This is a genomic window from Bordetella genomosp. 8 (assembly GCF_002119685.1).
Classification (GTDB): Bacteria; Pseudomonadota; Gammaproteobacteria; order Burkholderiales; family Burkholderiaceae_B; genus Bordetella_C.
The window spans coordinates 4,113,235-4,124,771 of sequence record NZ_CP021108.1; the positions used below are offsets into that span (position 1 = coordinate 4,113,235).

Here is an 11,537-nt window from a genome sequence, read left to right on the forward strand (position 1 = left end):
TCACCGGTCCTGCCAGAGCGACCTCAAGCGCGCCCGGACGTCATGCGACATTTTGCGGCCGGCCGGGTTCACGCGGCAGGCAAGGCTGCTGTCCGCGTCGGCGCGTATGCTGGCGAGCGCCTGCTCCAAAGCGGCGGCCGCGGCCGCGAAGTCCTCCTGTGCCGGCGCGTCCGCGCGCACCCCGTGCAGCACGCGCCACAGCAAGCCCAATCGCGCGAAGCTTTCGATGTCATATGCCATGGGCGGGATGGTGGCCGCCAGCGCCTCCAGTTGCGCGACGGAGCGCAACGTGACGCGCGCGGCGGCTTCCTTGCCCATGGCGTGCACCATCACGCCAGGATCATCCAGCGCGATCAAACGGTTGGCCTGGTAGCCATGCGCCAGCAGCCCCCCCGACATCGCCTTGCCGACGATCAGCCCGATGACGGGATGCCCGGCCAGGCGGGCTTCCGCGTAGGCCGCGGCGGCGCCGGCCAGGCATAGATGGATGCCATAGGCTTCCTCGCGGCGCCCATAGGCCTGGCTCGGCACGTCGATGACCGCGACGATGGGGCGCCGCCCCGGGCCCGCCGCGTCGGCATCGACGACCTCACGCACCGCCCGCGCCAGTTCCCATCCTTCCAGCAACCCGACTTCGCCTTTGCTGGCGCGCGGGAAAGGGTTCCGCGCATCGGGCACGACGGCGAGATAGCGGGCGAGTTCGCCTCCCAGCCATGCGTCGACCACGCGTACCGACGGCACGAAACCGGCAAGCTGCCGCCCCGACCCGGCCAGCCCCGCCAGCCAGCGCGCCCCGCGCGATTCCACGCCACCGTCCTGGCGAGGATCCTGAGTCCCACTTCGGGATTGTTCATGCGGCATGATCAAAGCCCCTTCTGATACAAGGCACGCACGGCCTCGGGCCGCGCCTGTTCCGTGGCGTCGACCCGCGCCAGGCAAGCCAGGAAGTCGTCGACCCGGTTGCTGCGGAACCGTGCGGGATTTCCCATGTCCAGGCAGCCCCGTACCTGCTCGCGAACCTTGTCCGCATCGTCGTCGACATAGGCATCCGCGAGACGGGACGCATAACGTTGCTCGCCACCGGTAAGCCCCCAGATGAAGGGACGATCCCGCGAGTCGTATTCGGCCAGGCCGGCTTCCTGCTCGATGACCTGCGGCCCGTTCAAGCCTATGCGGGCCTCGCGCGTGACGATGAGATAGCTGCACAATCCCGCGGCGATGGACATGCCGCCGAAGCAACCGACGGTGCCCGCGACCACGCCTACCACAGGCTGGTAGCGGCGCAGGTCCACGATGGCCGCGTGTATCTCCGCGATGGCCGCCAGTCCCAGGTTGGCTTCCTGCAAGCGTACGCCGCCGGTCTCGAACAACACCACGGCGCTGGTGGCGATGCCCGCGCGGTTATCCTCGGCCGCGAGCTCCAGCGCGCCGGCGATCTTGGCGCCGCCCACTTCGCCCATGCTGCCGCCCTGATACGCGCCTTCGATCGCCAGGACCACCACGGATCGACCCTGTATGCGGCCTTTCGCCACGATCACGCCGTCATCGGCTTGCGGCACCACGCCTTGCGGCGGCAGCCATGGCGACATCATGCGCTCGAAGGGATCGATCAGCTCGCGCATCGTCCCCGCATCAAGCAGGGCGCGGGCGCGCTCACGCGCGCTCAGCTCGATAAAGCTGGCGCGCTCCAGCATTTCCTGTGCATCCATCACGCATCCCCCGTCTCGTCGGCAAGCTGTTCGAAGGCCTGCTCCAGGCGCATGCGCACGACGCCGGGCGTCGCGCCGGAATCGTGGATCTCGATCATCGCGGCGGGCAGCGCCTCGTGCAGCACGCGGGCCAGCACCGCCTTCCAGATCGCGGCCATGCCATCCACCGACGTGGTGATCGCGACGACGGTCTTGCCCGCCACGGCCGGCTCGAGCAGGACCTCAAGATCGCCCGAACCGACAACGCCGGCCAGGGCGCGGCCGGCCGCGGGCCGCCCAGCCTCGAATTCAAAAGTCATTGCTTCCATACATCGCTCCGTTTTCGATAGACGCCGACGGCGGATCGCCCGCTCGCTCCAGCCGATCCAGGAACAAGGCGGCGGCCAGCAGATCGGCGGCGCCGCCGGGTGATACCTGGATATCCAACAGGCCCTGTTCCAGCCGGCGCAAAGCGGCACGCCCGCCGATTTGCCCGGCGCCGCCGGCCGCAAGGACCTCGGCCGCCGCGTGTTGCATATAGGCCAGCGCCGCGCGCCCGCCGCGCGCCAGCACGCAGGTGTCATCCAGGTCCGCCATGATCGCCACCAGCGCGTTCAGGCGGCAGGCGTTCTCGGCATCCCCGCGAGCACGTGAACGCCACAATTGCGGCAAGGCGACCCGCAACACATGCGGGAAATCCGCCTGCGCCTGGCCTTTCGCACCGCCGACGCCGTATGCCAGTCGTGCCCGTTCGCCCTTGTGTCCGGTGCGTTCCGGCGCGCCGTCGTCGCGCAGGCGGGCCAGCGCACCCGCGCTTGCGCAGATCCGGTCCGCGCGCCAGCCGCCCGGCAATGCGGCTGCGGTCACCAGCAGGCCCAGGGCCCAGATCGCGCCCCGATGCGTATTCACGCCCTTCGTGGCCGCCAGCATCGCCGCTTCACCGGCGCGGCCCAGGCTGCCGATGCGCTGCCTGAGCCCACGCGCATCGGCCGCATCGCGGACCGCATGGGCGCAGGCCTGGAAGGTGGGCCGCAGCGTGTGTGCCGACAGGCACATCAGGGACCAGTTCAAATCCTTGTGCGCGCCCCGGCTGCGGATGTCCACCAGCCCCGGCTTGGGCGCGAGCGTGGCCTCGTCGATCAGCGCCTCGACCGCCTGTCCGGCCAGGTAGGCGGCGGTATCCCGCGCGCGCGTCTGGGTGCATATCGCGTCCATCACCAGCTCCTGAACTTGGCCGGTGGGTCGTACAGGCCATCCGACCAGGTCACCAGGTCGGCGACGCTTTTTGCCGCCAGCAGCGACCGCGTCGCTTCGTGGCGATGCACGCCCAGGTCCTCGGGCAAGGCGACCAGGCCGCGACGGCGCAAGTCGTCCGTCCGTTTCGGATCATGCGTCAGGCCGACGGGCGTGACGCCCGACACCGCCGCGATCATGGACTTGCGCTCGTCCAGCGAACCGGCCTTGTACAGGTAGGCGATGCCTTCTTCCGTGAGCACGTGCGTCACGTCGTCGCCGTAGATCATGATCGGCGCCAGCGGCATGCCGCTCTCGCGGCCCACCTGCACGGCATCCAGGGACTCCACGATGCATGGGCGGCCGCCGGCCTGGAAGGTTTCCACCACCTGCACCACCAGCTTGCGTCCCCGCGACAAGGGGTCGTCCCCTTCGATCAGGTCCAGCCATGCCGGCGTCGGATGCCGGCGGCCGCGCGGATCGTGGCCCATGTTGGGCGCGCCGCCGAAGCCGGCGAGCCGGCCGCGCGTCACCGTCGAGGAATTCGCCAGCCCGTCCATCTGCAGCGTGGATCCGATGAAGAGATCGACCGCGTACTGGCCCGCCAACTGGCAGAGTGCCCGGTTCGACCGCAATGAACCGTCGCGGCCCGTGAAGAAGATATCCGGTCGCGCGGCCACATAGGCTTCCATGCCGAGCTCGCCGCCGAAACAATGCACGCTCTCCACCCATCCCGACTCGATGGCCGGAATCAGCGTGGGGTGCGGGTTCAGGGTCCAGTGGCGGCAGATCTTCCCCTTCAAACCCAGTTTCTCGCCATAGGTCGGCAGGATCAGTTCGATGGCGGCGGTGTTGAAGCCTATCCCGTGGTTGAGCGACTGCACGTTATGGCGCTCGTACACCCCGCGTATCGCCATCATCGCCATCAATACCTGCATGGGCGTGATGTGGCGCGGATCGCGGGTGAACAGCGGCTCGATGAAGAACGGCCTGTCGGCCTGGACGACCAGATCGATCCAGTCGCCGGGCACGTCGACGCGCGCCAGATCCGCGACATCGTCGACGATCTCGTTCACCTGCGCGATCACGATGCCATCGTGAAATGCCGCGGCTTCCACCAGCGCCGGCGTATCTTCGGTGCTGGGACCCGTGTACAGATTGCCCTGCCGGTCCGCGCTGTAGCCGGCCACCAGGACGATGTTGGGGATCAGGTCCACGTACAGGCGTGCGTAAAGCTCGATATACGTGTGGATCGCGCCCACCTCCATCGCCCCATCCTGCAGCAGCTGCGAGATACGCAGGCTCTGGGGTCCGGCGAAGGCGAAATCCAGCTTGCGGGCGATGCCGCGTTCGAACACGTCCAGATGCTCGGGCCGGCTCACGCTGGGCATGATGAGATGAATGTCGTGGACCTTCCGGGCATCCACCTGGCTCAAAGCGCGCGACAGGAAGTCCGCCTGCTTCTGGTTGTTGCCCTCGAGCACCACCCGGTCGCCAGGGCCGATCAAGGCCTCCAGGGCCGGCACGATGGCGTCGCTGCGCAGCACCGCGCCCGTGGCCAGATGCCTGATGCCATCCAGGCGGCGGCGTTTTTCCGCCCGACGCCTGCTCCATCGATCCGCTGCGGCAGCTGTTTGCATCGTCGCTCCATGAATTCGCAAGGGGTATGGAGACGATAGGTGGCAAGCGTCGACGCTTCAATAAACCCAACTGGCGTTTTATTACCTTTAAAGTAATAAACTAGACGCAAAAACGGTAATGGAGCCAAGGACATGACTAGCCCGGCCGTGCATATCGATGAGCAGGTCAGCTTCCGCAAGCTGGAGATATTCCTGAGCTTCCTGGAGCTGGGCAATATGACGCGCGTCAGCGAGGCGCTCGACCTGAGCGTCGTCAGCGTGCACCGGGCGCTGCACTCGCTGGAGGAAGGCCTGCGCTGCCCGCTGTTCCGCCGCGACGGCCGGAAACTGATTCCACTGGCGTCCGCCTACGTCTTCGCCGAGGACGCGGAACGCGCGCTGCGGGCCTGCGCGAGCGGCATCGAAAAAGCACGGCAGGCGGCCGGCGTGGGCGGCGCGCGCCTTAAAGTAGGCGCGCTTTACTCGCTGACGCTGAACACGATCCCGCGCCTGCTGATGGGCGTCAAAACCCGGCGTCCGGAATTGGACGTGGACCTGACGCTCGGTTCCAATCGCGATTTACTGCGCAAGTTGAGCGATGGGGAACTGGACGCGATCGTCATCGCGCTGCACGAACGCGATACGCCGTCAGACCTGCAGCCGGTGCCGGTCTTCGACGACGACATATGGTTCGCCGCGCCGCCAGGATCGCCCTACGCGCAACATCGCGAGATCGACCTGCTGGGGTTGCGCGACGCCGACTTCGTCAGCCTGAACGACGACTTCGCAACGTATCAGGACTTCACCCACGCCTTCGACGTGGCAGGCTTCCAGCCTCGCATCGCCATGCGGGTGGGGGATATCTTCTCGCTGATCAACCTGGTCAGCGGCGGCATGGGCTATGCCCTGCTGCCCGGGCGCATCGCCGAGTTCAGTCCGCAGATCCAGCTGATCCCGCTGGCGCGGCGTTACGCGACCAGCCAGCGCATCACCCTGTTATTTGCCCGCAACCGGGAGCGCGATCCGAACCTGCTGGCGCTGTCGGCGGAATGCCGTGTGTTCAAGCGCCATGATGTCAAGTAGCGACGGCATGATCAATGTCGAGCGGCCGATATCCACCGGCCACGCTTATCTATTCAACCTTGAATCTTGGCGCCGCGTATCAGCTTGCCCCACTTCTCGTGTTCGCTCCGTATCACTTGCGCGAACGCCTGCGGGGTGCCCCCGAGCGGCGCATTGCCTTCGGCGAGCAGACGATCCTCAACGTCCTTGCGCGCCAGAACGGCATTGACGGCGGCGTTGACGGTCGCCACGACGTTGGCAGGCACGCCGGCCGGGCCGACCAGCCCCAGCCACGTCGTCGCTTCGAAATCCGCATAACCTTGTTCGGCCACGGTCGGCAAATCGGGCAGCCCGGGCAAGCGCCGCGCGGACGTGACCGCCAGGCCACGTATCTTCCTGGCCTGCAGTTGCGGCATCACCGACGCCGCACTGCCGAAGTACGTATCCACCTGCCCGCCCAGGAGATCGGTCATCGCCGGCCCTGCCCCCTTGTACGGCACCTGCATCATCTCGATGCCGGCCACGCGTATCAACATCTCGCCGGCCAAATGGCCCACCGTCCCCAGTCCGGCCTGGGCAACCGTGTACTTGCCCGGTTCACGCCTGGCGGCCTGGACCAGGTCGGCCAGCGTCTTGAAGGGCGACTCGTTGCGCACCACCAGCACGACGGGCTGCGCGCAGACCTCGACGATGGGCGTCAGATCCTTCAAGGGATCGAAAGGCATGTTGGCGTACAACGCCGGATTGATGGCCATATTGGACGTCTGCGCCATGGCCAGCGTATATCCGTCCGGGCGCGCCTTGGAGACCTGGTCCAAGCCGATATTGCCGGCCGCCCCGGGACGGTTGTCGACGATGACCTGCCACTTGTCCAGCAAGGTCAGTTTCTCCGCCATCAGCCGCGACACCGTGTCGGTGCCGCCGCCGGGCGGAAACGGCACCACGAGCTTGATGGGAGACTTGGGCCAGTCGGCTGATTGCGCTCTGGCGATCGCGGGCGTGAGCGTGGCCGGCAGCAGCGTGGCGGTCGCCGCAGCCTGGAGGAAATGACGTCGGTCCATGAGGGGCTGTCTCCTGTTTTCCAGCGCGTTTGCACGCTGTCTGTATCTGGCGCTCTATCCGGCGCGTGTTGGCCGCGGACCCGCGGCGCTGGCCTTATCGTAACGGTTTCGCCGGGGCAAACGGCGCCCGGCGATGCCTCGCCCTGCTCAGACGGGCAGGCCCTTGGCCCGCAGCACAGCATCGAAGCGCTCCGGATCCGCCGTCCCCGCGCGATTGGTCTCGCGTATGGCGGCTTCCTTTTGCAGATGGGCGCGCGTGCGCCCCAGGATATCGGCGGCCTCTTCGGCACGCACGGCGATCACGCCATCGGCATCCGCGACGACGAGGTCGCCCGGGAGCACCACCATACCCGCGCAGGTGATCGGCACATTGATTTCTCCCGGACCGTCCTTGGTCGGGCCACGGTGCGTATGGCCACGGGCCCAGATGGGCATGCCGTCCTCGGCCCACTCGACCAGGTCGCGCACGGCTCCGTCGATGACCAGCCCCGCCAGCTTGCGCGCCACGCACGTGGTGCGCATCAGCCCGCCGACCAGCGCCTGCGTCAGGTCGCCCCCGCCGTCGATGACGAGCACGTCACCCGGCTGCACCATCATCAAGGCCTTGTGGATCATCAGGTTGTCGCCCGGGCGCACGCGCACCGTGAAGGCCGGCCCGCATATCGTCGTATCCAGCCTCGCGTGGTACTGGCGCAGTCCAAAGGCGCCGACGTTGCGGCTCATGGAATCGCCGATGGCCGCCGCGGGCAGGCCGCGGAAGCCCTGGACGATGTCGGCGGCAGGGCCCGCCGCGCGCGGATTGATGCGGTAGCCGGCAGGCCACGAAAGGCCGGCGGAATTCGGGGGGGCTTGCGTCATGTATCGCTCCAGGAAATCTCGGGAAGAAAATGTGCTCTGCTTCAGGCCCGCAGTGCGGCGGCTTGCGCCAGCACGGACGCGTTCACGCAAGCCGCGGCATCGACGGGTTCTCCCCGCAACCAGCCGAGCACGTTGCGGGCGGCGCCAGAGGCCATGCCCGCCAGCGCCGCCGGAGTGGAACCACCGACGTGCGGCGTCAGCACCACGTTGCGCAACTGCAGCAGCGGGCTGTCGGGCGGCAGGGGTTCGACCGCCATGGTGTCCAGGCCGGCCGCATAGAGCTGCCCGGTTTGCAGTGCCTGCACCAGCGCGGATTCGTCCACCACTTCGCCGCGCGCGGTATTGAGGAGGATGGCGCCCTTGGGCAGGCGCGCCAGGCGCGCACCGTCCAGAAGATTGCGGGTATGGGCATTCAGCGGCACGTGCAGGCTGAGCACGTCGCAATGCGGCAGCATGTCGTCCAGCGTATCCCACAACGTGACGTCGGCAACCGGACTGGACGCGCCGCGCAGCGCAGGATCGCAGGCATGCACACGCATCCCCAGCGCCAGGCACACGCGCGCCACGCGCTGACCGATCTGGCCGAAACCCACGAGGCCCAATGCGCGGCCCCGCAGTTCCAGGCCATCCTGGGCACGCGACCAGCGGCCGGCGCGCAATTCGCCGTCCATCCAGTTGATGCGGCGCGCGGCCGCGAACAACAGGCCCAGGGTCATTTCCGCAACGGACTGGGCATTGGCGCCGGGCGTGACATAGACCGGGATGCCGCGTTCGGTGCAGGCGGCCACATCGATATTGCTGACCCCAACGCCATGCTTGGAGACGACCTTCAATGTCGGGCATGCCGCGATGGCCTGGCTGTCGAGCGCTACGGTACGGGATATGACGGCATCGACAGGCTCCCGAGCCATGATGGCACGCACGCCCGCGACGTCATCGGCATCGGGCAGGAAGATCACACGCGCGCCGGCGGCTTGCAACAGGTCCACGCCGGCCTGCGCGAGCCTGGGAGCGGTAACGAAAACGGTATGGGTCATGAGGAATTCTCAGGAAGAAATCTGGCGATGGCCTTCCGCCTCGGAATGGGCCGACTCGAAACCATAGAGTTGCTTGGGGTTATCCCAGAGGATGGCGCGGCGCAGCGCGGCGTCGGGCGCCACCGCGGACAGCCAATCGAGTAGCGCGGCATCATCCGGCATGGGCTCGCCGCGGCAAGCCGTCGCGGGATGGGGCCAATTCGTTCCCCACACCATGCGATCCGCCGCGATATCCACGAGCCGGCGCGCAAGCGCTGCCTGCGGCCGGTAAGCCGGCGCATGCGAGGCGCCGTCCAGCTCCAGGCCGGACAACTTGATCCAGGTGTTGCGCCGCTTCAGCAGCCTCGCAATGGCGCTCATGGCGGGGTGAGCGTCGCATGCCTCGGACGGCATGCGCCCCATGTGATCGATCACCAGGGGCACTGGCAGGTCCAGCAGCGCCGGGGCCATGGCCGCTATCGTGTCCGCGGCGGCATGCAGCTGCACGTGCCATCCCCGTGCCGCGATTCGGCGCGCAACCCTGGACAACGCCTCGCCCGACACGGGTGTGGGACGCAGCAGGTTGAAGCGGACGCCACGCGCGCCGGCCCGGTGCAGCGCGGCCAGTTCGCCTTCATCGATATCCGGATCGATGACGACCACCGCACGCGCCGCCACGCCTTCGTGGTTGAACCGCCGTACTGCGTCGAGCGTGCACCGATTGTCCAGGCCATAACTCGAGGGCTGGACCACGACCACGCGAGCGATCCCCAAGGCCTGTCGCACAGGCTCATACGCAGCCACGGTGGCCGGCGGCGGATGCAGGTCCGCACCTGCCACATAGGCATACGCCGGATCGTTGATATGGATATGGCAGTCGCAGACGGCCAACGCGGACGTCGGTCCCACCGTCACTCATCCACCGAAACATGCGCCTGTTGCGCGGCACGCGCCCAGCGCTGCGCATCGGCACGGACGTAATCCGGGAACTGCTCGGTCGTCAGGGTGGAAACGTCGGCGCCGATTTCCTGGAAGCGCTGGCGCACGCCCTCGTTGCGGCGCACCTGGTCCATCGCGTGCGCCAGCTTGGCGGTGACGTCGGCTGGCATGCCGGCCGGGCCGAACAGGCCGGTGTAGATGATGGAGGTCAACTCGGGATGGCCTTGCTCGGCCATCGTGGGCACGTCGGGCAACAGAGGCGAACGCTGCTCGCCGGTCTGGGCGACCGCCTTGACGCGTCCATCGCGCACCAGCGGCGCGGCCGTGGTGATCTGGTCGACCATGGCGTCGAGCTGCTGGCCCATCAGGTCGGTCGCGGCCGGCCCGGTGCCCTTGTACGGCACGATGGTGGCCTTGAGCCCGCCCCTGTCGTTGATCAGCGCCGCAACTAGATGGGTATAGGAACCGTATCCCGCGATGCCCACCGTGACGCCATTCGGCTGCGACAGCGCATATTGCTGGAATTCCTTGAAGTTCCGCGCGGGCACCTTGGTTGAGATCGTCAGCACCGACGGATTGGTGGTGATCGCGGCGATCGGCGTGAAACTGGTAACGCCATCGTAGGGGACGCGTTTGCTGACAGCGTTGGCCACCGCGTTCGGACCGGAGTTGCCAAGCAGCAAGGTATAGCCGTCCGGCTTGGCGCGCGCCACATAGGTCGCACCGATCACCCCACCCGCGCCGGCACGGTTTTCGACCACCACGGATTGGCCGAGCTGGCGGCCCAGCTCGGCGGAGATGATGCGGGCCGTGGTGTCGATGTTGCCCCCCGGGGCGAAAGGCACGACCAAGGTGATGGGACGCGTGGGATAGGCATCCTGGGCGTGCGCCATGGCGGACAGGCACAGCGCGGCGGCGCATGTCAGGATGTGTCCGATGCGGGCCGGGCGCGTACCGCGCCCGCCCGGGGTGCTAGGCGATGAATTCAAATTCGTCTCCGTCTCGTTGTCGTTTTGCGGCCGGGGTGGCCCTGTGGCAAGACCGGCGGTCGATGCGCGCGGGGTCCAGGCACTGACGGCATTGTCAGCGTCGGCGATTGATCAGGTCTACTGTAAAATTTTGATCAATTGATTCCTTCTGGATATCAAACCCATGGACCTGCGTGATCTGAAGTACTTCGTCGCCCTTGCCCACGCCGGCAATACGCGACGTGCGGCGGACGCCGTGCATCGTTCCCAGCCCGCGCTGATCAAGGCCATCGCACGCCTGGAGGCATCGTTGGGTGCGCGGCTGTTCGAACGTGTCGGCCGCGGGCAACGCCTGAGCGCGGCCGGCTCGGCCCTGCTTGCGCGTGCCGCGCCGCTGCTGAATGCTTCCGATGCCGTGCGGGACGAGGTTGCTGCGCTCGGGCAAGGCCGAGCGGGCATCGTGCGACTGGGTTGCGGTCCGCTGGGCGCCGAGTATCTGCTGCCTACCATCTCGCGCCGCCTGCTGCGCGAGGCTCCGGACGTGCAGCTCAAGCTGTCGATACGCATGAACTACGAGTCGCGTATCGAACTGCGCGACGGCAATCTGGATCTCGTGCTGGGCTTCGTGCCCGAACATGACGACGCCGAATTCGTCTACGACACCTTGCTGGAAGACATCGTGGTCGTGGCGGCGGGCGCCGGGCATCCCATCCTGCGCGCCCGCAAGCCCGTTACGCTGGAGCAATTGACGCGCTACCGCTGGGCGCTACCCAACGTGAGCGTGGCCAGCCGGGTATGGCTGGACCAGGTCTTCGCATCGCGCGGCCTGACGCCGCCGCAGACGCAGATCGAGACCAACTCCATTCCGCTCATTCCCCACGTCATCGCCGACACGCATCTGCTCAGCTTCGTCTCCCGGCGCACCATCCAGGCCAGCCGCGGACGTCTGCGAGAAATTCCGCTGCCGACGACCACGCTGGTGCGCAACTTCGGACTGACCTACCCGAAGGAGGTCAGTCTTTCACCCGCGGCGGAGAAGCTTGTAAGCCTGCTGCGAGAACACGGACAGGCGCTGTTCCACAAGATGGATTGA

Annotated in this window: 12 protein-coding genes; 2 read left to right on the top strand and 10 right to left on the bottom strand. The window is 67.2% G+C overall.

The features are described from left to right. Genes mdcE through mdcA form a run of 5 tightly spaced genes read right to left on the bottom strand, consistent with a single transcriptional unit; the run spans position 1 to position 4,561 of the window. On the bottom strand, positions 1-807 hold the full coding sequence (mdcE, locus tag CAL12_RS18775; RefSeq protein WP_232464567.1) for a biotin-independent malonate decarboxylase subunit gamma: 807 nt from the start codon (positions 805-807) through the stop codon (positions 1-3). 56 nt (positions 808-863) lie between these two features. Then, on the bottom strand, positions 864-1,709 hold the full coding sequence (locus CAL12_RS18780; RefSeq protein WP_198298505.1) for a biotin-independent malonate decarboxylase subunit beta: 846 nt from the start codon (positions 1,707-1,709) through the stop codon (positions 864-866). After that, the gene (locus CAL12_RS18785; protein WP_086066018.1) at positions 1,709-2,017 is read right to left on the bottom strand and encodes a malonate decarboxylase subunit delta; all 309 of its coding nucleotides are present in this window, start codon (positions 2,015-2,017) and stop codon (positions 1,709-1,711) included. Before CAL12_RS18785 ends, CAL12_RS18780 begins: the two co-directional genes overlap by 1 nt. Next, positions 1,998-2,903 (bottom strand): triphosphoribosyl-dephospho-CoA synthase, encoded by a 906-nt coding sequence (locus tag CAL12_RS18790; RefSeq protein ID WP_086066019.1) that lies wholly within the window; start codon positions 2,901-2,903, stop codon positions 1,998-2,000. Before CAL12_RS18790 ends, CAL12_RS18785 begins: the two co-directional genes overlap by 20 nt. Then, positions 2,903-4,561 (bottom strand): malonate decarboxylase subunit alpha, encoded by a 1,659-nt coding sequence (gene mdcA, locus CAL12_RS18795; RefSeq protein WP_086066020.1) that lies wholly within the window; start codon positions 4,559-4,561, stop codon positions 2,903-2,905. The genes CAL12_RS18790 and mdcA overlap by 1 nt, the downstream gene beginning before the upstream one ends. 132 nt (positions 4,562-4,693) lie before the next feature. Between mdcA and CAL12_RS18800 the strand changes: the two genes are divergently transcribed. Continuing rightward, complete coding sequence (locus tag CAL12_RS18800; protein WP_420042730.1) at positions 4,694-5,623, top strand: LysR family transcriptional regulator; 930 nt, start codon at positions 4,694-4,696, stop codon at positions 5,621-5,623. A 53-nt stretch (positions 5,624-5,676) separates the two neighbouring features. On the opposite strand, the gene CAL12_RS18805 is transcribed toward CAL12_RS18800, so the two are convergent. From CAL12_RS18805 to CAL12_RS18825, 5 genes are all read right to left on the bottom strand, one after another. Then, the gene (locus tag CAL12_RS18805) at positions 5,677-6,663 is read right to left on the bottom strand and encodes a Bug family tripartite tricarboxylate transporter substrate binding protein (RefSeq protein WP_086066021.1); all 987 of its coding nucleotides are present in this window, start codon (positions 6,661-6,663) and stop codon (positions 5,677-5,679) included. 147 nt (positions 6,664-6,810) lie between these two features. Continuing rightward, positions 6,811-7,521, bottom strand: coding sequence for an RraA family protein (locus CAL12_RS18810; RefSeq protein ID WP_086066022.1), 711 nt, complete (start codon positions 7,519-7,521; stop codon positions 6,811-6,813). 41 nt (positions 7,522-7,562) lie between these two features. Further along, positions 7,563-8,558, bottom strand: coding sequence for a hydroxyacid dehydrogenase (locus CAL12_RS18815; RefSeq protein ID WP_086066023.1), 996 nt, complete (start codon positions 8,556-8,558; stop codon positions 7,563-7,565). 9 nt (positions 8,559-8,567) lie between these two features. After that, positions 8,568-9,446 (bottom strand): amidohydrolase family protein, encoded by an 879-nt coding sequence (locus CAL12_RS18820; RefSeq protein ID WP_157793030.1) that lies wholly within the window; start codon positions 9,444-9,446, stop codon positions 8,568-8,570. A 2-nt stretch (positions 9,447-9,448) separates the two neighbouring features. Beyond that, positions 9,449-10,465 (bottom strand): Bug family tripartite tricarboxylate transporter substrate binding protein, encoded by a 1,017-nt coding sequence (locus CAL12_RS18825; protein WP_086066025.1) that lies wholly within the window; start codon positions 10,463-10,465, stop codon positions 9,449-9,451. Positions 10,466-10,628: 163 nt separating this feature from the next. Between CAL12_RS18825 and CAL12_RS18830 the strand changes: the two genes are divergently transcribed. Next, positions 10,629-11,537, top strand: coding sequence for a LysR family transcriptional regulator (locus CAL12_RS18830; RefSeq protein WP_086066026.1), 909 nt, complete (start codon positions 10,629-10,631; stop codon positions 11,535-11,537).

Excerpts from the sequence above, each read along its gene's own strand:
- CAL12_RS18780 (WP_198298505.1), bottom strand. The coding sequence starts at position 1,709 with ATGGATGCACAGGAAATGCTGGAGCGCGCCAGCTTTATCGAGCTGAGC.
- CAL12_RS18785 (WP_086066018.1), bottom strand. The coding sequence starts at position 2,017 with ATGGAAGCAATGACTTTTGAATTCGAGGCTGGGCGGCCCGCGGCCGGC.
- CAL12_RS18790 (WP_086066019.1), bottom strand. The coding sequence starts at position 2,903 with ATGGACGCGATATGCACCCAGACGCGCGCGCGGGATACCGCCGCCTAC.
- mdcA (WP_086066020.1), bottom strand. The coding sequence starts at position 4,561 with ATGCAAACAGCTGCCGCAGCGGATCGATGGAGCAGGCGTCGGGCGGAA.
- CAL12_RS18800 (WP_420042730.1), top strand. The coding sequence starts at position 4,694 with ATGACTAGCCCGGCCGTGCATATCGATGAGCAGGTCAGCTTCCGCAAG.
- CAL12_RS18805 (WP_086066021.1), bottom strand. The coding sequence starts at position 6,663 with ATGGACCGACGTCATTTCCTCCAGGCTGCGGCGACCGCCACGCTGCTG.
- CAL12_RS18810 (WP_086066022.1), bottom strand. The coding sequence starts at position 7,521 with ATGACGCAAGCCCCCCCGAATTCCGCCGGCCTTTCGTGGCCTGCCGGC.
- CAL12_RS18815 (WP_086066023.1), bottom strand. The coding sequence starts at position 8,558 with ATGACCCATACCGTTTTCGTTACCGCTCCCAGGCTCGCGCAGGCCGGC.
- CAL12_RS18830 (WP_086066026.1), top strand. The coding sequence starts at position 10,629 with ATGGACCTGCGTGATCTGAAGTACTTCGTCGCCCTTGCCCACGCCGGC.